This window comes from Amycolatopsis sp. NBC_00348 (assembly GCF_036114655.1).
Classification (GTDB): Bacteria; Actinomycetota; Actinomycetes; order Mycobacteriales; family Pseudonocardiaceae; genus Amycolatopsis.
In genome coordinates this window covers 1,520,310-1,539,492 of the sequence record NZ_CP107994.1, presented here as the reverse complement: position 1 = coordinate 1,539,492, position 19,183 = coordinate 1,520,310, and the positions used below count along the sequence as shown (strand labels likewise).

The following is a 19,183-nucleotide window of genomic DNA, read 5'->3' as shown; positions in this document are numbered from 1 at the left end:
CGCAGGTCACAACGGGATGTTGCCGTGCTCGCCGCGGCGCCCGTGCGCCCCGGCGAGCAGCCGGGCGACCCGGTGGCGGGTGTGGTCCGGATCGAGCACCTCGTCGACGACGCCGAGGTCCAGCGCCGCGGCCAGCCCGCCCGCGTCCGCCGCGTGCCGCCGGGCCAGGCCCGCCTCCACCGCGGCCCGCTCCGGCTCCGGCACCGCGGCCAGCTCACGGCGGTTGAGCAACCGGACCGCGGCCACCGGGGCCATCACCGCCACCTCCGCGGCCGGCCACGCGAGCACGTGGCTCGCCCCGAGACCGCGGCTGTTCATCGCGACGTACGCGCCGCCGTACGCCTTGCCGATGATGACCGTGATCCGCGGGACCGACGCCTCGGCGAAGGCGAACAGCAGCTTCGCCCCGCGCCGCACCGCGCCGTCGCGCTCCTGATCGGTTCCGGGCAGGTACCCGGGCACGTCGACGAGCACGACCAACGGCACTCCGGCGCCGTCGCACATCCGCACGAACCGCGCGGCCTTCTCGGCGGCGGCCGAGTCCAGGAACCCGCCCCCGGCCGCGGGATTGCTGGCCAGGACCCCGACCGTGCCGCCACCGAGCCGCCCGAGCGCCGTGACGACGTTGCCGGCGTACCCGCCGTGCAGCTCCAGCGGCGGGCCGTCCAGCAACCGCGCCACGACCGGGCGCACGTCGTACGCCGTGTCCGGCACCGGCAGGAGGTCCGCGAACCCGCGGTCAGCGGCGAGCGCGGGATCGACCGTGCGGCGATCGGCCAGCAGCCCGGCGAGCAGGCCGGCCTGCCGGTACGCGTCCGCCTCGGACCCGGCCGCGAGGTGGGCGACCCCGCTGCGGCCGGCGTGCTGCGCCGGGCCGCCGAGGCTTTCGGCGTCGATCACCTCACCGGTGACCGACCGGATGACGTCCGGCCCGGTGACGAACAGCCGCGCCCGCGGCGCCATGACGATCACGTCGGTCAGCGCGGGTCCGTACGCGGCGCCGCCGGCGGCGGGCCCCAGCACGACCGAGATCTGCGGCACCCGTCCCGACGCCCGCGTCATGATCGCGAACACCCGGGCCGCGGCGTGCAGGCTCACCACGCCGTCCTGCAGCTTCGCCCCGCTGGAGTGCCACAGCCCGACGATCGGCAGCCCGCGCTCCAGCGCGTGTTCGTAGGCCTCGACGATGATCTCGCAGTTCGCCGCGCCCATCGCCCCGCCCCGGTCGCGCGGGTCGAGGGCGAACACGACCGCCGTGACCTCGCACACCGGCGCGGTGCCCCACAGCCCGCCGCCGTCGGCGCGGCGCTCGGCGAACGCCCCGGCGAACCGCGTCACCCGGACCCGCGGATCGCGCTCGTCGGCCTCGGCCGGGGAAACGGTCGCCGTCATCGCAGTCCCCACCGGATCAGGCTGTGCCCCATGGACATGCCGCCGCCGAACGCGCTGAAGAGCACCAGCTCGCCGGGCCGGATCGCGCCGGCGCGGTACCCGGCGTCGAGCGCGACCGGGACGCACGCGCTGCCGACGTTGCCGTACCGCTCGAGGGTGCGGTGGGTGACCGCGTGCCCGAGCCCCGCGTGCTCGACCAGCTCGGCCAGCAGCACGCCGTTGGGCTGGTGCGGGACCACGTGGTCCACTTCGGACGGTCGGACGCCGGCCCGGGCGAGCAGTCCGGTGATCGCCGGGGGCACGTGCGCCAGCACGAAGTCACGCACCGCGCGGCCCTCCATCTTGAAGAAGTGCCCCGTCCCCGCCACGGTTTCGGTGCTGGCGGGCAGCCGCGTGCCGCCGGCCTCCACCCGGATCAGGTGCTGGTCCTCGCCCCGCGTGGCGAGGTCCGTGGCGAGCAGTCCGCCCTCGGCCGTCTCGCCGAGGACGACGGCACCCGCGCCGTCGCCCAGCAGGACCGCGGTGCGGCGGTCGCCGAAGTCGAGGCAGCGCGAATACAGGTCCGCGCCGATCACCAGCACGCGGCCGCCCGGGCGCCCCCGCAGCAGGCCGCGCGCGATCTCCAGGGCGTAGACGAACCCGGCGCACACGACGTTGAGGTCGAAGCACGCGGCGTTGCGGGCCCCGATGAGGTTCTGCACGACCGCCGACGTCGGCGGCTGGGGCGAGTCCGGAGTGGACGTCGAGACGATGAGGAAGTCGAGGTCCGCCGCCGCGACACCGGACTGCTCGAGGGCCGCGACCGCCGCGGCCGCGGCCAGGTCGGACGTCGCTTCGTGCGGTGCGGCGTAGCGCCGGTTGAGGATCCGGGTCTTGCGTTCGATCCACTCGGGGTCGACACCGACGCGTTCGGCGACCTCGGCGTTGGAGACCTCTTGCTTGGGCAGGTACGAGCCGGTGCCCAGGATACCGATGGACATCGCGTTCCTTTCGGGTCGGTTACCAGCGCACGGGCAGGGCGGCCGGGCGGCGCAGCACGGTGCCGGTGTCCCACGGCAGCGTGTGCGGGTCGGCGTCGAGCGTCATGCCGGGGAACTCGGCGACGAGCCGCCCGACCAGCGTCGTGATCTCCAGGCGGGCCAGCGCGGCACCCATGCAGTGGTGCATCCCGTAGCCGAACTGCAGGTGCCGCGGACCGCGGCGGCCCGGGTCGATCGTGAGCGGGTCGGGGAACGCCTCGGGGTCGCGGTTGGCGGCGAACGCGTCCGCGTAGACCACGCTCCCTTCCGGCACGATCCCTTCGCTCGTCTCGACGTCACGCGTGAGGACGCGGGGGAACGCCGAGATCGTGCCGAGCGGGATCAGCCGGATCAGCTCCTCGCAGACCGGGGTGACGAGCGTGGGCTCGTCGTGCAGCCGGCCCCACAGCCCCGGCGACACCAGCAGCACGTACACCGCCTTCGTCAGCACCGAAAGGATGTTCTGGTCGGCCCCGAGCACCGACCCCAGCAGCAGCGCGACCAGTTCCTCGTCGGTCAGCGGCGGGGTGCTCGCCGACCGCCCGGCCAGCAGGCGGGCGATCAGGCCGCCCTCACGCACCGGCCGGGCTCCACGCACGAGGTCGGTGACGTACTCGTACAGCCGCCAGAAGTCGGCCAGCAGGCCTTCGACGTCGTCGGCGGGCGCCCGCTGCACGGTGTGCCCGAGCGGGCGGTAGTACTCGCGGTCCGCCAGCGGCAGCCCCAGGAAGACGCTGTTGACGCGGATCGGCACCTCGTCGAGGACCGTCCGGAACAGGTCGGGCCGCTCCTCGGCGCGCAGCGCGGCGAACCGCTCGTCCACCACGGTGCCGAGCACGGGCGTCAGGGCCGCCACGGCCCGGGCGCTGTACTCGGCGTTGGCGACGGTCTTCATCCGCGCGTGGTCGGGCACGTCCAGGTTGAGCAGCATCTCCTTCGGCATGATCGTCGGCAGGAAACTGGGGCCGTCCTCGACGTTGGTGACGCTGCGGGAACAGGTCGGGTCCGCGAGGACGGCGAAGACGTCGCGGTACCGGGTCAGGTGCGCCGCCACGTGCCCGCTGGGCAGGACGATCCGCGGCACACCACCCGGTGACGGGTCCGTCTTCGTGTAGTGCGGGGGCGCGTCCAGGTGCGGTACCGCACCGACGGACGCGCGGAAAGCGCTGTCAACCGACATGGTTTTCCCCCAAGTGTGAGAAGAACGACGGGGTTCAGAGGATTCCGGGCACCCCGGTGTGCCGGAAGAGTTCCCGGCAGACCTGGACGTTGTCGCGGAAATGAATCGCGAGCCAGCCCGCGTTCCGCGCGGCCGCGCAGTTTTCCGCGACGTCGTCGACCAGCAGGAACGGGCCGGTGGCCGCCGACGTCTTTTCGGCGATCGCGAAGATCTCCGGCTGCGGTTTGCGCGCGCCGATCTCGCACGAATCGACGAGCGCGTCGACCTCGCCGGCGCACCCGACCATCCGTTTCCAGTGCGGTCCCCATTCGAGGACGTTGTTGGTGAGGATGCCCACGGGAACGCCGTTGTCCCGGAGGTGGCGCAGGGTGGCGATCATCAGGTGGTTGGGCTCGATCCCGGCGAACCACTGGGCCCCGAACTCCTCCAGCCGCGCGCGGGAGAGGTCGAGGCCGGGATCGGCCGCCGCGAGGTGGTGGCGCAGCCGCGCGCCCCACTCGGCTTCGGTCCGGACAGCGAGTTCGACGCTCGCCAGCGGCGGCAGGCCGAGCTCGGCGTCGGCCGCGGTCATCGCGGCCCACAGCCGCTCGCGGGAGACGCCGGTGCGGTCGCGGAAGGTGTCGAACAGGACCTGCAGGGGCGGCGAGAGCACGCCGCCGAAGTCGAACCAGACGAACATCGCCGCGCCTACCGTTCGCGCCAGGCGAGCGCAGCGAACTCGACCTCGCCGCGGGCGATGGTCGCGTCGTCCTGCCGGACGTCGAGCGCGAAGGCGGTCCGCCCCGGCCCCGGCGCGGGCAGCAGCGTGGTGTGCGCGGCGGTCGGCAGCTCGAACTCGCCGAACCGGGTGAACTCCGCGCGGCAGCCGACCAGGGTGAGCCGGGACGGCGCCGACCCGTTCAGCTCGTAGGCGGCCAGCGCACCGGCCTGGCGCAGGGCCTCGAACAGCAGCATCCCCGGAATGTGGTCCAGCGGGTGGTCGAACAGCGCCGGGTGCGAGCGGTCGACCAGCACGTTCGCCGTCAGCGTGTCGCCGGTCGCGGCGAACCGGCCGAGGACCACGTTGGGGTCGAGCAGCCGGCCGACCCGGTGCGCGCGCAGCCGGGTGTCCAGGGAGTGGGCGCGGTCGTGGGCCGGGTCCAGGCCGGCGCGGGCCCGATCACGCAGGCCGTCCCACACCGCGGGCGGCATCCATTGGATGGTGATGTCCATCGACCCCGCGACGACGCCGTCGACGCGCAGGGCCACCGCGAGCGCGAGCCCGACGACCACGTCACCGCGGCGCTTGGTGGCGGTCAGCGTGGCGTCCAGCAGCAGGTGCCCGGGCAGCTCGGTGACGGCCAGCGCGTCCGGGTCGCAGATGCGCAGGTCGCTCGTGTTGTAGACGAACTTGTCGGCCGGCGGTGCGCCCAGGTAGCGGTGCGCGACGAAGATGGCGGCCTGCCGGACGGCCTCGGTGAGCAGCAGCGGGTCGTAAACCGGCCGCGACGCGACCTGGTCACTGTAATAACTGTGCACCCGCGGCAACTGCGCGGCCAGCACGAAACGTTCGTCGGTTGTTTTCACGGAATCGGTCAGAAACACTTCACAAATTGCGGCACGATGCACCAGGTTCCGCGGAACCGTGGACACAAAAGACAGTTCGACATCCTGATCGACGACAGTCAAGACTCCCCCGGAGCGTTGAACGGGACTCATCCGATGTGGTTTCACGACGATGTGAAGAGAAGCGGCGGGCTCAGTTTCTGCACCCTGGCCTAGGTATGAAAGTTACCGTACCTCAAGCTAGATGGCGACCTCCTGACCTGTCAAGGTCCTTTCCCTGGTGTGGCCCAGGCCACGAAAGCCGTCCCAGTGATCGATCCCGCGTGCACCGGTCACCGATTCGGAGTAACCGATCACCGATACCGTTCCGGCCGGGCCGGAATCGGTGTCCACATCGGACAAATCAAGAACGGTGGCATTTCGTTTGGGACCAACGATTGCCGACGGCGGTGTCCACGATTCCACGCACTGCGCGCCACCACCAGCGACCACGCAGGGTCAGCTACGGGCCCGGCGTTTCACACGTCCGGTCGCCAAAGCCGCTCAAGCCGGCGGATCGTGGGCTACCGTGCGGCTCATGGGTACAGACGACTGGCTGGGCGACGTCCGGACCTCCTACGACACCATCGCCGTCAGCTACGCCGACCAGGTGCGCAATCTCTTGATCGAGCAGCCGTACCTGCGGACGGCTCTCGCGCTGTTCGCCGGCAACGTGCGCGCCGCCGGCGGCGGGCCGGTGGCGGATGTCGGCTGTGGGCCCGGGTATGTCACCGCGCACCTGCACGGACTCGGCGTCGACGCGTTCGGCATCGACCTCTCCCCCGGGATGATCGACGTGGCCCGGCGCGACCATCCCGGCCTGCGGTTCGAAGTGGGGTCGATGACGGACCTGGCCCTGCCCGACGCCTCGGTGGCCGGCCTGATCGCCTGGTGGTCGTTGATCCACATTCCCGACGACGAGGTGCCGGTCGTGTTCGGGCACTTCCACCGGGTGCTGCGGCCCGGCGGGCCGCTGCAACTCGGATTTCACGTCGGCGACGGGTCACCGTCGGAAACCGAGCACCTTCGGCGGCCGGAGCAGGTGGCGGCCTGGCTGCGTGAGGCCGGTTTCGGGATCGAGGCGCAGTTTCTGCTGCACCCGGACGAGAAGCCGGGCGCGGTTCTCTTCGCTCGCCGCGAGTCTTAGCATCCCCGCCGAAGCGAGACTTACAAGCCCAGGTCGCGGCCGACGATCTCCTTCATGATCTCCGTGGTGCCGCCGTAGATGGTGGAGACGCGTGAGTCGAGGTAGTCGTGCGCGATGCGGTATTCGAGCATGTAACCGTATCCGCCGTGCAGCTGCAGGCACCGCCCGACGATGTCGACGTACTGTTCCGTGGTCCAGAACTTCGCCGCCGCGGCGTCCACTGAGGACAGTTCGCCGCGGGAGTGCCTGGCGAGCAGGTCGTCGATGTAGCCGCGGCTCACCCGCACGGCGGTGACCATTTCCGCCAGCTCGAAGCGCGTGTTCTGGAACGAGCCGATCGGCTTGCCGAACGCCGTGCGCTGCTTGACGTAGTCCAGGGTGCGCTCCAGCACGCCCTCCGACGACGCCACGGCGTTGGCGGCGATCGAGATCCGCTCCTGGGGCAGGTTGCGCATCAGGCCGGCGAAGCCCGACCCCTCCGCGCCGAGCAGGTTGGCGGCCGGCACCCGGACGCCCTGGAAGAACAGCTCGCTGGTGTCCTGGGCGTGCAGGCCGATCTTCTCCAGGTTGCGGCCGCGGGAGAAGCCCGCCCGATCGGCCTCGACGACCAGCAGGCTGAGCCCGCCGTGGCGGTCCGGGCCGGTCCGGACGGCGGTGACGACGAGGTCGGCGTTCTGGCCGTTGGAGATGAAGACCTTGCTGCCGTCGACCACGTAGTCGTCGCCGTCACGAACGGCGGTGGTGCTGATCCCGGCCAGGTCGCTGCCGGTGCCGGGCTCGGTCATCGCGACCGCGACGACCAGCTCGCCGGCGGCGATGCCGGGCAGCCAGCGGGCTTTCTGCTCGTCGTTCGTCAGGTCGGTGAAGTAGGGCACGACGATGTCGTTGGACAGCGCCACGCAGGCGAGCCCGTCCGACACCGGGTTACGCGAGAACTCCTCGCCGATCACGGCGTTGAAGCGGTAGTCGGTGATCCCGCTCCCGCCGTACTCCTCGGGAATCGAGAAGCCGAGGATCCCGGCGCGGGCGGCCTCCCGGAAGAGCTCGCGGTCGACCTTGCCCGCCGCCCGCCACCGCTCGGCGTGGGGCGCGGCGTGCTTGTCGACGAACGCGCGGACCGTGTCCCGCAGGAGCTCGTGGTCCTGGTCGTAGAGCGACCGCTCGGCCGGGCTGACTGTGGTCACACGAACTCCTTCGACGCCTGCGAACCGGTTCCGGCCGGCGACGGCCTTGCTGACCGGCACCCCGCTTCGATATGTTAACGAGGAATCGCACCCGCACACAAGCTCGAACACGACGTCGTGGCACCAAGTCCAGGCCAGACAGCAGAGATGCACGTAACAGCCTCCAAGGAAGCAGGTATGTAAATGAGCAATCTCAGCAGAAGGAGTGTCTTGTCCCTCGGTGCGGCGCTCGGGCTCGCGGGTGTGGCGAGCACGGCCGCCCCCGCGTGGGCCTGGTCGTCGACGGGGTCGATGGCCGGCACCGGCTCGGGAGCCGACCCGTGGCAGGTCTGGGACGACCCGGTCGACGGTCTCGTGGCATCGCTGCTCGACAACGGCCAGGTCCCGGCGGTCAACGCCGCGCTGGCGTCGTGGGCGAACAACAACGACCCGGTGCCCAGCAGCCTGCCGACCGCCCTCGCCGCCCACCTCCAGCAGGCCGCGAACCTGCCCGCCTGGGCCGACCGCGCCAAGCTCCGGCTCGCCGCCGACTTCAACCGGCGCAAGGACACCTACCTGTTCATGCTGTACGGCCTCGGCAGCGGCATCATGAGCACGGTCATCCCGCGGGAGGCCGAGTCGGTCTACTGGTCAGCGGGCGGCGCCAACATGAAGGACCGCGCGGCCAAGACGTTCACGTTCGGCTACGACCTGAGCGAGCTGACCGCCTACGAGCCCACCGGCCAGTTCGTGGTCACCGCCAACAAGACGCGGCTGGTGCACGCCGCGGTGCGCCACCTACTGCCGCGGTCGGCGCACTGGCAGGCGGCCACGGACACGCCGATCCCGATCAGCAACGGCGACATCCTCGTCACCTTCCACAGCCTGGGCACCTTCGTGCACCGGAAGCTGGTCGAGTGGAAGGTACCGATGACGGCCGCGGAGGAGGACGCCTTCCTGCACATGTGGCAGGTCGCCATCCACCTGCTCGGCGTGCGCGACGAGTTCATCCCCAAGACGTGGGCCGACGCGAACGCGCAGTCGGCGTACGCGCTCACGCCGATCCTCGCCCCGACGACCGAGGGCAAGGAACTGGCCAAGGACCTCCTCGGCCTGACCGCCCAGGTCGATCTGGGTGTCACGCGCGGATTCCTGAACGAGTTCGTGCGCTACGTGCTCAACGACAAGATCGGCGACTGGCTCTCCCTGCCCCGCGACTACGCGGCGGCCACCCTGGTCCGCACCGGGTGGCCCACCTACATCGCGTTCCGGGAGGGGCTGTTGCCCGTGCTGCCCGTCGGCTTCTACATGTTCGACCAGTTCGTGCGGGCGCTGGCGATGTTGTTCCTCAACAACGGGACGTCACCGACGAGCACCACCATCGTGATCCCCACCGCGAACCGGCCCGGCGCCTGACCGGCGCGCCGGGAGTCCCAGCGCCCCGACGACCAACGCGGTGACGGCGGCGCGGTGGTCCGGGCTGTCCTGCCACCGCAGCCGCCGGCCGGCCTCGACCACCACGCCGAAGCCCGCGTGCACCAGGGCCCGGGCCTGGCGCGGATCGAGGTCCGGGCGGGCCAGCCGCAGTTGCTGCTCCCAGACGGCGATGTGCTCGCGCTGCGCGACGGCCAACGGGCGCTGCAGGGCGGCCGGCAGGCCGGCGACCTCGGCGTCGGCGACGCTGGTGAGGGCGGTGTGCTCGAAGCTGTAGGCCACGTACGTCGCCGCCAGTGCGACAACGGCGTCGTGCGGGCCGGCCACGCCGTGCAGGTTCTGTTCCACCGCTTGGGCCAGCAGCCCGGCGGCCTGCAGGCAGGCCGCGGCCAGGATGTCGGCCTTGGCGGGGAAGTGGCGGTAGATCGTCGACGGGACCAGGCCCGCGGCCTCGGCGATCCGGCCGTTCGTGACGGTGGCGAAGCCGTCCCGTTCGAACAGCGGGACGGCGGCGGCGAGGATCTCCGCACGCCGGGTGCGCGGCACGGGCAGGACGGGCAGCTCGACGGCGCGCGCGCTCCCGACGGCCGCCGCGGGGCTGGTCGCGGCGACGCGCAAAGCGGCCGCCAGCAGCAGGTCCTCGGCCCGGCGCGGGGCGATCGAGGTGCGGTGCATCGTGACCGACGCGATCGCGCCGAGGGCCGCCGCGGCCCGCAGGTGCTCGTCCGGCAGCGGGTGCTCACGCCGCACCACCCGGGTCACCCGCGCGACGACGTGCGCGAACTTCGCCCTCAGGACCCGGCGGTCGTCGCGGTCGAGGTAGCGCGCCTCCCACCGGTACAGCCCACCCGCCGCGCGATGGGCGACGGTGACCCGGGTGACGGCCGCGAGCACGTCCGCCAAGGCCGCGTCGGGCGGCACCTCGTCGACCGCGGCGACGAGCCGGTCCACCATGACGTTCGCGCACTCGGCGAACAACGCGTACTTGTTCGGGAAGTGCCGGTACAGCGCCGCCGCGGTGATGCCCACCGTGGTGGCGATCTCCTCCATGGACGCGGCGTGGTAGCCGCGCTCGCTGAACACCCGGCCCGCCGCTTCGACGATGAGCTGCTTGCGGTTGCGCGGCCGGGTGGCCGCGGGCGACTCGGCGGTCATCGGCGGACCCGGGCGAACGGACGCGGGAGCAGGGCCATGCGTGCCAGTCAATCACGAGCCGGACCGAGGGCCCGGGATCAGCACGGTCGCCCGGCCGCGGGACGGACTGTGGGTGCGCCACCGGCGAATCCGGCACCTCGGCGGGATCCGCCACTTCCCATTCGACGGTTTCCGCGGTCGTGACCGATGCGCCGGCCCTCGCCTCCGACCGATTTCGGGCTAGATTGGCGGTATGGGGAGATTCGGGGTCGCTCTCGCGGCCGTACTGGTCCTGGCCGGCCCGGCCGCGTGCTCGGCCCCGAAGACCGCCGCCGTGACGTCCGCGCCGGCGACGACCGCCACGACCGCGCGCCCGGCCACGACCCCGCCGGCCACCACGACCCCGGTGGCGCCGCCGTTCACGCCGCTGGTGTCGCCCGCGAAGGTGACCGCCGCGTGCCCGTTCCTCGGCCCCGGCGAAGTGCAGGAATTGATCGGCACCAGCGAGGACATCGTCGCGGCCGAGCAACCGCCGGACCCGACCTACGTACCCGGCACCGAGTTCCGGTGCCGCTACGAAGGCAAGTACCGGACGCCCTGGGTGCTCGACATGTGGGTCATCGCGTCGTCCCGGTCCTACACACCCGCCAGGGCGGTCGAAAACAGCAAGCGGGACTGCCGCGGCCCCGCGACCACCCTGCCCGGGATCGGCGAGGGCGCGATCCACTGCCCGCTGGCCGCCGCCGACGGCGTCGCCCTGGTCATGACCGGGAAGCGGAGCCACGGCCAGAACCGGACCGTGACCCTGTACCTGCGCGAGCACCGCACCGACGTCTACACCGCACTGGCGCGGAAGCTCGCCGACCGGCTCTAGAGCGCCGCGCCCAGCTCGGCGACGAGGTCGGCCGGCTCTTCGATGCCGACCGAGAGGCGGACCAGCCCGTCGGTGATCCCGAGAACCGCCAGGTCCTCCGGGGCCAGCGACCGGTGCGTGGTCGTGGCGGGGTGGACGAGTGTCGTCGCGACGTCGGCCAGGCTGGGCGACAGCGGGATCGCCGGCCCGAGGCGGCGGATGAGCTCGTCGACGGCGCGGCGGCCGCCGGCGAGCTCGAAGGACAGCATGCCGCCCGTTCCGCCCGGGTAGAGCCGGGCCGCGGTGGCGGCGTGCGGGTGGCCGGGGTGCGCCGGGTGGTGCACGCGCGTGACCGCCGGGTGCGTGGCGAGGAACTCCGCGACGGCCGTCGCGCCGCGGGTGTGCGCCCGCATCCGCAGCGGGAGGGTCTTCAGCCCGAGCAGGGCCAGCCACGCGTCGAACGGGCCCAGCGTGGCGCCGACGTGGACGATCGACCGGCGGATCCGCGCGACGAGGCCGGCGTCGCCGGCGACGATGCCGCCCATCGCGGCGGAGTGGCCGCCGAGGTACTTGGGGATGCTGTGCCACACCAGGTCGGCGCCGTGGTCGAGCGGCCGGATCAGGGCGGGCGTGGCGAACGTCGAGTCGACGACGAAGGTGGCACCGGCCGCGGCGGCGAGCGCGGCGAGGGCGGGCAGGTCGGGCACCCGCATGGTCGGGTTGGTCAGCGCCTCCACGAGCAGGAGCCCGGTCCGCGGGGTCAGCGCCCGTTCGACGTCGCCGGGGTCGGCGGCGTCGACGAGGGTCGTGGTGATGCCGAGCCGGGGCAGGTCGACCTCGAGCAGGCTGCGGGTGCCGCCGTAGGCGTTGCGGTCGGCGACGACGTGGCCGCCGGCCTCGACGAGGGCGAGCACCGTCCCGGTGAGCGCGGCCATGCCGGACGCGGCGGAGACCGCGTCGGCCGCGCCTTCGAGGTCCGCGACGGCCTCTTCGAGCACCTGGCCGTTGTAGTGCCCAAACCGGTAGTAGACCTGCCCGCGCTCCTCGTCGTCGAGGACCCGGTGCAGCGACGCGAGGTCCGGGTAGGCGTGCACGGTGCTCTGGTGCAGCGCCGGCACCAGGGGCGGGGCCGCGCCGGGCGGGGTGTGGGTGCCCGCTCGCGCGGCGCGGGTCGCCGGGTGCGCGCTGGGGTTCATCGTCACCGTCCACTTCGGATTGTCGCTGCGCCGGGCGGCCGCCCGGCGTCGGGAATCCCGCCGGACCTCGCCGCCGGCTCGCCGGGTGGACGGCGAGCCGGTCGATGAGGTCACGGCGTCAGAAGGTCAGGACCTGGTAGCCGGACTCGACCAGTTCCCGGATGCTCGCGACGCCGGGGGTGCCGGGGGCCTGGTTCTGGCCGATCTGCTTGATCTCCTCGGCCTCGATGCCCGCGGTCGCGCCGAAAACGGTCGTGCAGCCGGAGGAGGCCACCGTGGCCACCTGCTTCTTCACCGCCGTGTAGAGCTCGTGCGCGGGGTGGGCCGGGTCGGCCAGCACGGCCGGCCAGCGGGTGCCGGTGCCCTGGAACAGCACCAGGGCCTCCCCGCCCTGCGCGAACTCCCACGCCGTGGCGAGGGCGTCGAACACCCGGCCCAGTGCTTCGTCGGTGCCGGTCGACGGGTCGGACAGCACCACGACCGCGGTCTTACTGCTCATGGAACGTGCTCCTCGGGATCGGATGAGGTGAACTGCTTCATTTTTACCGTACGTTCGGTAATATTCAAAAGTGGCACTCGTCACGCTGCCCACAGGAGTTTTTTACCGTACGTTCGGTAACAAGTGTGCCATCATCCATGCTGGGGAGGACCATGACCGGACCACCGAACACCGGAACCGAAGCGTCCACCTCGGACTGCGCACAGTGGACACCGGCGTGTTACTCCTTGACGAGCGCGTCCAGGTAGGCGTCCATCGCCTGCAGGTTCTTCGACAGGATTGCGAGCCGTTCAGCCATGCGGCTGCGTTCCTGCCGGATCCGACTGACGAAGTCCGGTGCGGGATAACGGGAATCCGCCGCCTCGGCCAGGCAGGGCAGCACGGCCCTGATGATCTCGGTTGTCAGCCCGGCATCCAGCAGGCTACGAATCTGTCGGACCCGCTCGACCTGAGCCTCGTCGTAGTCGCGGTAACCGTTTTGCTGGCGCAGAGGATCGATAAGACCCTGCTCTTCGTAATAACGCAGCAACCGCGCGGAAACGCCGGTCCGCTCGGACAGCGCTTTGATCCTCATCACAACTCCCGGAAAGCCACTAGCCTTCACATCGATGTCAAGGTTGGAGTCTAGCCGAGTCTCCGAACACGGAGGCCCGATTCGAGCCCAGGGCAACACCTTCAACGGCTCTGACCACAAAGGACACTCGTGACCACCTCACCAACGCACGTTCCGACAACCGCGCCCGCGGAACGGCTGCCCCTGCTCCCCTTGATCGCGCTCTTCGTCGCCGGACTGATCACCACCCTCACCGAGGCGCTGCCGGCCGGCGTGTTGCCGCAGATGAGCCAGGCGCTGGAAGTCTCGGAATCCGTCGGCGGTCAGACGGTCACGATCTACGCGGTCGGCACCCTGCTGACGGCGATTCCCGTCACCCTGGCCACCGCCTCGTGGCCGAGACGTCATCTGCTCCTGGCGGCGCTGGCCGGATTCGTGGTCGCCAACCTCGTGACCGCGATTTCCCTCAGCTTCCCCGTCACCATGGGCGCGCGATTCATCGCGGGCGCTTCCTCCGGCATCGTCTGGAGCCTTCTCGGCGGGTACGCATCCCGGCTGGTCGGCCCCGGGCTCAAGGGGCGGGCGATGGCGTTCGCCATGGCCGGTACGCCCGTGGCCCTTTCCCTCGGCGTTCCCGTGGGGGCGTACCTCGGCAAGGCGGTCGGGTGGCAGCTCACGTTCGGCGTCGTCACGGCCCTGACCGGGCTGCTGATCATCTGGACCGTGTGGAGCCTTCCCAACTTCGCCGGGCAAAAGGCCGAGGATCGGGTTCCGCTGCGTCGCATCCTGCGGCTGCACGGCATTCGCACCGTCCTCGCCGTGACGGGCGCGTTCGTACTCGCGCACACCATCCTCTATACCTACATCGCGCCGATCCTCTCCGAAGCCGGACTGCAGGACCAGGTGCAGTGGGTCCTGCTCGACTTCGGCATCGCCTCGATCGTCAGCATCTGGCTCACCGGCGTGCTCATCGACCGGCACCACCGCCGGCTGGTCGTCGTCAGCACCGCACTCTTCGCCGTAGCCGCGGGCGTGCTCGCCGTGGCCGCCTCCAGCCCCGCCGTCGACTACGCCGCGGTCGCGGCGTGGGGACTCGCGTTCGGCGGAGCGGCCACCTTGCTGCAGTCGGCGCTGATGAGGGCCGCGGGCAAGCACGCCGACGCAGCCCAGTCGTCGATGGTGACCACCTGGAACCTGGGCATCGGACTGGGCGGCCTGGTCGGCGGCGCGCTGCTCGCCGGTTTCGGCCCCGAGTCGCTCATCATCGCGGCCGTCGTGCTCCTCGTACCGACCGCGCTCGCCGTGCTCCTCGCCCGGACCCACGCGTTCCCGGCGCGGAACCCCGTCTCCGGCCAGTAGCGCCGTCGCTCGCCCGAAATCATCGTCAGCAGGAGATCGTCATGTCAGTTTCGGATCTGTTCGAACCGCTCACCCTCGCCCACGGTCCGGCGATGCGCAATCGCTTCATGCTGGCACCGCTCACCAACCAGCAGAGCGAGCACGACGGTTCCGCGTCCCCCTTCGACCAGGAGTGGATCAGGCAGCTCGCCCGGAGCGACTACGCCTTGATCCAGACGTGCGCCGCCACCGTCGAGGCCGGCGGCATCGCGTTCGAGCGGCAGCTGGGTGTCCACAGCGACGCCCACCTGCCCGGCCTGACCGAGATGGCCACCTCGATCCGGCGGGGCGGTGGCCTGTCCGCGGTGCAGTTGCACCACGCCGGCCATCGCGCTCGCCCCGAGCTGGGCGGGCTCCCGGCTCCGGCCTCCGACTCCACGGTGCCGGGTGTCAAAGCGCTGACGACGGAAGAAGTCGAGCGCATCCGCGACAGCTTCGTCGCCGCCGCCGTGCGGGCGGAACGGGCCGGGTTCGACGGCGTCGCCGTCCACGGCGCGTTCGGGTGGATCCTGTCCGAGTTCATGTCCCCGCTGCTCAACGACCGCACCGACAAGTACGGCGGCAGCACCGAGAACCGGGCGCGCCTCACCATCGAGGTGATCGAGGGAATCCGCCGGGCGTGCGGCCCCGAGTTCCAGATCGGCTGGCGCTTGTCGGTCGAGCGGTACGGGCTGCGCCTGGAAGAACTGCGGGACATCACCGCCGAGGTGCTCGACCGCGAGCTGATCGACTACCTCGACCTGGCCCTGTGGGATTCCGCGCAGCTCGTCCAGGAGGGGGCGTTGCGCGGACAGTCCATGCTCGGTATCTTCACCGGTCTTCCCCGGAAGAGCGTGCGCGTGGGGACAGCGGGCAAGATCATGAGCGCCCAGCGCGCCGGGCAGCTGCTGGACGAAGGCTGCGACTTCGTGCTGATCGGCCGGGCCGGCATCCTCCAGCGGGACTTCCCCCGGCAGGTGAAAGCGAACCCGCGGTACGACAGCGCGCAGCTTCCCGTGACGGCACAGTATCTGCGCACCGGCGGGCTGAGCGAGCGCTTCATCAACTACGTCAGCGGCTGGCCGAGCTTCGTCTACTGAGCAGCCGTCCACCCGAAGACCGACCTTAGGATCGTGACCATGAATCCGGCGAAGAACGCTGACATCAACTTCTACTTCGACCCCATCTGCCCGTTCGCGTGGATGACGAGCAAGTGGATCCGGATCGTCCAGGCGCAGCGCGACTACACCGTCGACTGGCGGTTCATCTCCCTGCGCCTGATCAACTCGCACCTCGACTACGACACCCACTTCCCCCCGGAGTACGACGCCCAGCACACCGCGGGCCTGCGGCTGCTGCGCGTCGCGTCGGCGGCCCGCGAGAAGCACGGCCGTGAGGCGATCGGCCCGCTCTACGCGGCCTTCGGCGCGCGCATCCTCGAAGCCGGCCCCGACGAAGGCAAGACCCCCGGCTGGCAAGGCACCCCCGGCCTCGCCGCCGACGCGCTCGCCGAAGCCGGCCTGCCGACGTCGCTCGCCGACGCCCTCGACGACACGACCCGCGACGCCGAGATCCAAGCCGAGTCCGACGAGGCACTGTCCTTGACGGGCAAGGACGTCGGTACGCCGATCGTCCACTTCGAACCGCCCGGGGGTGTCGCCTTCTTCGGGCCGGTGATCAGCCGGCTGCCCGACGAGGACCAGGCCGCGGCGCTGTGGGACCACGTCGTCGGCCTCGCCCGGTTCCCCGGCTTCGCCGAGCTCAAGCGCAGCCTGCGCGAGCGCCCGCAGCTGCCGTCGTTCGGCGTCACGACGGAGGAGACGGGCAAGACCGAGGACTGGCACGCCGGGAGCCGCAGGCTCAAGAAGTAGCACCCTCCGGCTAGTTTACCGAAAGTTCGGTAAACTAGCCGGTATGGCCCGCCCCCCCTCCATCACCGAAGCCGACCTGATCGACCTGCTCGTCAAGGTGTTCCGCGAGAAGGGCGTCGAAGGCACGGCGATCGGCGACCTCTCGGCGGCCACCGGCCTCCAGCGGGCGAGCCTCTACCACCGCTTCCCCGACGGCAAGGAAGGGATGGCGGACGCCGTGCTCACCGAGGTGGGCAAACGGTTCCTCTGGATACTGGCGCCGATGCGCGAGGACCCGGACGTCACCGAGGGCATCACGGAGACCGCGCAACGGCTCGGCCAGTTCTACGGGGCGGGCGCGTTGTCGTGCGTCCTCGACACGATGACCTTGGCCGGCACCCCGGAGCGGCTGCGCGACCACGCCCGGGCGCTGGCCAAGACGTGGATCGACGCGATGGCCGAAGCCGCACAACGCGCGGGCCGCCGCCCGGACGACGCCATGCGTGCCGCCCGAGACGTCTTCCTGCGCATCGAAGGCTCGCTGGTGCTCGCCCGAGTCCTCGGCGACAACGACGCGTTCGCCGAGACGGTGGCCCTCATGCCTAGCCTCCTGGCACCGCCGAAGACACCGACGAAGACGACACCGCGGGACAAGCCGAAGCGGCGCAACGCCTAGGCCGAAGCGGAGCGTTCAGGCCAGCGGACGCCGACGTCGGCCAGTGCCGCGGCGATCCGCTCGTCGTCCACCTCGTCCGCGGCCCACCAGACGTGCCCGTCGGGACGCACGAGCACCGCCGCCGCAGTGGTCCACGGGAGTGGCGCCGCGACGACGTCGATTCCCCGCTTCACCGCGGCCGCGGTGGCCGCCGGGATCGGTGCGGCCGCGTCGACGAGGAACACCGGCCACGGCTGTGCGACCGGCACGCGTGTGCCGGTCAGCGGGTGGCCGCCGGCCGGGTAGGCGACGTCCAGGGCGGACAGTTTGCGGGCCAGCGCCAGCGAAAGCTCGGGCACCTCGGCGATGAGCCCGCTCAGCACCGCCCGCAGGGCCATCCCGTCCGGGGTGGTGGCGGTGATGAGCGCCGACTGGCCCTGGGTGTGCTGGACCAGCTGTTCCCCGACCGGGTGACGCTCGTCGTGGTAGGCGTCCAGCAGCGCCGGGTCCGCGTCGCCCCGGGCGACCGCCGCCAGGCGCCAGCCGAGGTTCATCGCGTCCTGGACGCCGACGTTGAGGCCCACTCCCCCGGCCGGCAGGTGCCGGTGCGCCGCGTCGCCGGCGAGCAGCACCCGGCCGTGGCGGTAGCGTTCCGCCAGCTTCGCGGCATCGCCGAACCGGGTGAGCCAGCTGGGGTCGTGCATCCCGAAATCGCTCCCGGCGACGCGGATCGTGGCCTCGCGCAGGGCTTCCAGGGTCAACGGGCCGGCTTCGTGGCCGGTCGCCTTGTCCACCCCGGAGATCCGGTAGCGGCCGTCGCGCAGGGGCACCGACAGCAGCGCGCCGTGCTCGTTGTGGGCGCTGCGCACCGGTTCCGACGTCACCCGGACCTCGCCGAGGTAGCTGTAGAACGTCGTTTCGGTCCCGGGGAAGGCGATCCCGGCCGCGGTGCGCACCACGCTGCCGACGCCGTCGGCTCCGACGACGTAGTGCGCGAGGCGCGTGTACGGACCGTCCGGTCCGGACACTTCCAGCCGGACGCCGTCCTCGTCCTGCGTCAGGTCCGTGACGCGGTGGCCGCGCAGGATCCGCGCCCCCGCCGCGAGCACGTGCTCTTCGAGCAGCTCCTCGGTGCGGCGCTGGGGCAGGGCGAGCATGAACGGGTAGGGCGTGTCGAGCACGGAGAGGTCGATCGGGGTGTCCAGCATGCCGAAGTGCCACCGCGGGATGGGTGTCCCCTCGGCCAGGAACCGCTCGGCCAGCCCGCGCGTCGCCAGCACCTCCAGGGTGCGCGGGTGCACGCCCAGCGCCTTGGAGTGCGGGCTGCGCCCGGCGGCCCGCTCCAGGACCACGGCCGGCACGCCGCCCAGGCCCAGCTCCGCCGCCGTCCACAGGCCCACCGGCCCCGCTCCGACGACCACGACGTCGTCACGCACCGGTTCAGTTGACTGGAGTCTCCCCATATTCATAGTAACGATCATACTCTCAATGTAGGGAGGTAGCATCGGCCCATGGCTGCACGTGACTACCGGTCGTCGGTGCGGGAGCGGCACGCCCAGGACACCCGCCGGACGATCCTCGACGCGGCCGCCGCGTTGTTCGCCGAGCGGGGGTACGCCCGCACGAGCGTCGCCGCCGTCGCGGAGGCCGCCGGGGTGGCGGTGAACACCGTCTACACCAGCGTGGGCGGCAAGCCGGCCCTGGTGACCGCGCTGACCGAGGACGGCGCCCGCGACGAGGAAGCCGTCGAAGCGGCGCGGGCGGTCACCGGGTGCGCCGACGTCCGCGCGGTGGTGCGGCTGGTGGCCGAGGGCACCGGCTCGGTGCAACGGCGCCGGCAGCGGATCCTCGCGATCCTGCTGGACAACCGCACGGCCGACCGGGACGTCGCCGCCGCGGCCGACCTGGCGGTGCGCGCCACCCGGGCGCGTCTCGACGTCGCCGCGGGACGTCTCGTCGAGATCGGCGGCCTGCGCGCGGGGCTGGACCGGACCCGCGTCGGGCAGATCCTGTGGTTCTACTTCGGGTTCGAGTCGTGGCGCACCATGTGGAGCTTCGGCTGGGGCCTCGAGCAGGCGGCCGGCTGGCTGGCCGGGCAAGCGGAGTCGGCGCTGCGGGACGACCGGCAAGATCACGAAGCGGTGTGA

Annotated in this window: 19 protein-coding genes; 8 read left to right on the top strand and 11 right to left on the bottom strand. The window is 71.6% G+C overall.

Going from position 1 to position 19,183, the window contains the following annotated elements; translation table 11 throughout:
- Positions 1 to 6: 6 nt before the first annotated feature.
- Genes OHS58_RS06835 through OHS58_RS06815 form a run of 5 tightly spaced genes read right to left on the bottom strand, consistent with a single transcriptional unit; the run spans position 7 to position 5,289 of the window.
- Positions 7 to 1,404, bottom strand: a complete 1,398-nt coding sequence (locus OHS58_RS06835; protein ID WP_328647561.1) for a carboxyl transferase domain-containing protein — start codon at positions 1,402 to 1,404, stop codon at positions 7 to 9.
- Positions 1,389 to 2,372 carry a 3-oxoacyl-ACP synthase III family protein gene (locus OHS58_RS06830; RefSeq protein WP_328647560.1) on the bottom strand — a complete coding sequence of 328 codons (984 nt, stop codon included), beginning with the start codon at positions 2,370 to 2,372 and terminating at the stop codon, positions 1,389 to 1,391. Before OHS58_RS06830 ends, OHS58_RS06835 begins: the two co-directional genes overlap by 16 nt.
- Before the next feature lie 19 nt (positions 2,373 to 2,391).
- A complete protein-coding gene (locus OHS58_RS06825; RefSeq protein ID WP_328647559.1) occupies positions 2,392 to 3,591 on the bottom strand; it encodes a cytochrome P450 in 1,200 nt (399 codons plus the stop codon).
- A 34-nt stretch (positions 3,592 to 3,625) separates the two neighbouring features.
- Positions 3,626 to 4,270 carry an HAD-IA family hydrolase gene (locus tag OHS58_RS06820; RefSeq protein WP_328647558.1) on the bottom strand — a complete coding sequence of 215 codons (645 nt, stop codon included), beginning with the start codon at positions 4,268 to 4,270 and terminating at the stop codon, positions 3,626 to 3,628.
- Positions 4,271 to 4,278: 8 nt separating this feature from the next.
- A complete protein-coding gene (locus OHS58_RS06815) occupies positions 4,279 to 5,289 on the bottom strand; it encodes a ScbA/BarX family gamma-butyrolactone biosynthesis protein (RefSeq protein ID WP_328647557.1) in 1,011 nt (336 codons plus the stop codon).
- 424 nt (positions 5,290 to 5,713) lie between these two features.
- On the opposite strand from OHS58_RS06815, the gene OHS58_RS06810 reads away from it, so the two are divergent.
- Positions 5,714 to 6,322: a class I SAM-dependent DNA methyltransferase gene (locus OHS58_RS06810; RefSeq protein WP_328647556.1), complete on the top strand. Its 609-nt coding sequence runs from the start codon at positions 5,714 to 5,716 to the stop codon at positions 6,320 to 6,322.
- 20 nt (positions 6,323 to 6,342) lie between these two features.
- Here the strand turns inward: OHS58_RS06810 and OHS58_RS06805 are convergent, their stop codons facing one another.
- The gene (locus OHS58_RS06805) at positions 6,343 to 7,506 is read right to left on the bottom strand and encodes an acyl-CoA dehydrogenase family protein (protein WP_328647555.1); all 1,164 of its coding nucleotides are present in this window, start codon (positions 7,504 to 7,506) and stop codon (positions 6,343 to 6,345) included.
- Positions 7,507 to 7,689: 183 nt separating this feature from the next.
- Here OHS58_RS06805 and OHS58_RS06800 point away from each other — a divergent pair, with 183 nt between their 5' ends.
- On the top strand, positions 7,690 to 8,901 hold the full coding sequence (locus tag OHS58_RS06800; RefSeq protein WP_328647554.1) for an oxygenase MpaB family protein: 1,212 nt from the start codon (positions 7,690 to 7,692) through the stop codon (positions 8,899 to 8,901).
- On the opposite strand, the gene OHS58_RS06795 is transcribed toward OHS58_RS06800, so the two are convergent.
- Complete coding sequence (locus OHS58_RS06795; protein WP_328647553.1) at positions 8,848 to 10,074, bottom strand: TetR/AcrR family transcriptional regulator; 1,227 nt, start codon at positions 10,072 to 10,074, stop codon at positions 8,848 to 8,850. The genes OHS58_RS06800 and OHS58_RS06795 overlap by 54 nt on opposite strands.
- 232 nt (positions 10,075 to 10,306) lie before the next feature.
- Here OHS58_RS06795 and OHS58_RS06790 point away from each other — a divergent pair, with 232 nt between their 5' ends.
- Positions 10,307 to 10,927: a hypothetical protein gene (locus tag OHS58_RS06790; protein ID WP_328647552.1), complete on the top strand. Its 621-nt coding sequence runs from the start codon at positions 10,307 to 10,309 to the stop codon at positions 10,925 to 10,927.
- On the opposite strand, the gene OHS58_RS06785 is transcribed toward OHS58_RS06790, so the two are convergent.
- The 3 genes from OHS58_RS06785 to OHS58_RS06775 all read right to left on the bottom strand — a co-directional run bounded on the left by OHS58_RS06785 (position 10,924) and on the right by OHS58_RS06775 (position 13,175).
- Positions 10,924 to 12,216, bottom strand: coding sequence for a trans-sulfuration enzyme family protein (locus OHS58_RS06785; RefSeq protein ID WP_326952439.1), 1,293 nt, complete (start codon positions 12,214 to 12,216; stop codon positions 10,924 to 10,926). The genes OHS58_RS06790 and OHS58_RS06785 overlap by 4 nt on opposite strands.
- 4 nt (positions 12,217 to 12,220) lie before the next feature.
- Positions 12,221 to 12,601 carry a hypothetical protein gene (locus OHS58_RS06780; RefSeq protein WP_247053000.1) on the bottom strand — a complete coding sequence of 127 codons (381 nt, stop codon included), beginning with the start codon at positions 12,599 to 12,601 and terminating at the stop codon, positions 12,221 to 12,223.
- A gap of 220 nt (positions 12,602 to 12,821) precedes the next feature.
- A complete protein-coding gene (locus tag OHS58_RS06775) occupies positions 12,822 to 13,175 on the bottom strand; it encodes a MerR family transcriptional regulator (protein WP_326950701.1) in 354 nt (117 codons plus the stop codon).
- 129 nt (positions 13,176 to 13,304) lie between these two features.
- Between OHS58_RS06775 and OHS58_RS06770 the strand changes: the two genes are divergently transcribed.
- The 4 genes from OHS58_RS06770 to OHS58_RS06755 are packed head-to-tail and all read left to right on the top strand — an operon-like array spanning position 13,305 to position 17,057.
- Positions 13,305 to 14,513: an MFS transporter gene (locus OHS58_RS06770; protein ID WP_328647551.1), complete on the top strand. Its 1,209-nt coding sequence runs from the start codon at positions 13,305 to 13,307 to the stop codon at positions 14,511 to 14,513.
- Positions 14,514 to 14,554: 41 nt separating this feature from the next.
- Complete coding sequence (locus OHS58_RS06765) at positions 14,555 to 15,631, top strand: NADH:flavin oxidoreductase (protein WP_328647550.1); 1,077 nt, start codon at positions 14,555 to 14,557, stop codon at positions 15,629 to 15,631.
- A 39-nt stretch (positions 15,632 to 15,670) separates the two neighbouring features.
- On the top strand, positions 15,671 to 16,402 hold the full coding sequence (locus tag OHS58_RS06760) for a mycothiol-dependent nitroreductase Rv2466c family protein (protein ID WP_326950704.1): 732 nt from the start codon (positions 15,671 to 15,673) through the stop codon (positions 16,400 to 16,402).
- A 43-nt stretch (positions 16,403 to 16,445) separates the two neighbouring features.
- Positions 16,446 to 17,057: a TetR/AcrR family transcriptional regulator gene (locus OHS58_RS06755; protein WP_326950705.1), complete on the top strand. Its 612-nt coding sequence runs from the start codon at positions 16,446 to 16,448 to the stop codon at positions 17,055 to 17,057.
- Here the strand turns inward: OHS58_RS06755 and OHS58_RS06750 are convergent.
- Entirely contained in the window at positions 17,054 to 18,472 is a 1,419-nt protein-coding gene (locus tag OHS58_RS06750) for an FAD-dependent monooxygenase (protein ID WP_328647549.1), read from the bottom strand. The two genes, OHS58_RS06755 and OHS58_RS06750, sit on opposite strands and share 4 nt — an antisense overlap.
- Before the next feature lie 75 nt (positions 18,473 to 18,547).
- Between OHS58_RS06750 and OHS58_RS06745 the strand changes: the two genes are divergently transcribed.
- Complete coding sequence (locus tag OHS58_RS06745; protein WP_326950707.1) at positions 18,548 to 19,183, top strand: TetR/AcrR family transcriptional regulator; 636 nt, start codon at positions 18,548 to 18,550, stop codon at positions 19,181 to 19,183.

Excerpts from the sequence above, each read along its gene's own strand:
- OHS58_RS06830 (WP_328647560.1), bottom strand. The coding sequence starts at position 2,372 with ATGTCCATCGGTATCCTGGGCACCGGCTCGTACCTGCCCAAGCAAGAG.
- OHS58_RS06825 (WP_328647559.1), bottom strand. The coding sequence starts at position 3,591 with ATGTCGGTTGACAGCGCTTTCCGCGCGTCCGTCGGTGCGGTACCGCAC.
- OHS58_RS06820 (WP_328647558.1), bottom strand. The coding sequence starts at position 4,270 with ATGTTCGTCTGGTTCGACTTCGGCGGCGTGCTCTCGCCGCCCCTGCAG.
- OHS58_RS06815 (WP_328647557.1), bottom strand. The coding sequence starts at position 5,289 with ATGAGTCCCGTTCAACGCTCCGGGGGAGTCTTGACTGTCGTCGATCAG.
- OHS58_RS06810 (WP_328647556.1), top strand. The coding sequence starts at position 5,714 with ATGGGTACAGACGACTGGCTGGGCGACGTCCGGACCTCCTACGACACC.
- OHS58_RS06800 (WP_328647554.1), top strand. The coding sequence starts at position 7,690 with ATGAGCAATCTCAGCAGAAGGAGTGTCTTGTCCCTCGGTGCGGCGCTC.
- OHS58_RS06795 (WP_328647553.1), bottom strand. The coding sequence starts at position 10,074 with ATGACCGCCGAGTCGCCCGCGGCCACCCGGCCGCGCAACCGCAAGCAG.
- OHS58_RS06790 (WP_328647552.1), top strand. The coding sequence starts at position 10,307 with ATGGGGAGATTCGGGGTCGCTCTCGCGGCCGTACTGGTCCTGGCCGGC.
- OHS58_RS06780 (WP_247053000.1), bottom strand. The coding sequence starts at position 12,601 with ATGAGCAGTAAGACCGCGGTCGTGGTGCTGTCCGACCCGTCGACCGGC.
- OHS58_RS06775 (WP_326950701.1), bottom strand. The coding sequence starts at position 13,175 with ATGAGGATCAAAGCGCTGTCCGAGCGGACCGGCGTTTCCGCGCGGTTG.
- OHS58_RS06765 (WP_328647550.1), top strand. The coding sequence starts at position 14,555 with ATGTCAGTTTCGGATCTGTTCGAACCGCTCACCCTCGCCCACGGTCCG.
- OHS58_RS06760 (WP_326950704.1), top strand. The coding sequence starts at position 15,671 with ATGAATCCGGCGAAGAACGCTGACATCAACTTCTACTTCGACCCCATC.
- OHS58_RS06755 (WP_326950705.1), top strand. The coding sequence starts at position 16,446 with ATGGCCCGCCCCCCCTCCATCACCGAAGCCGACCTGATCGACCTGCTC.
- OHS58_RS06745 (WP_326950707.1), top strand. The coding sequence starts at position 18,548 with ATGGCTGCACGTGACTACCGGTCGTCGGTGCGGGAGCGGCACGCCCAG.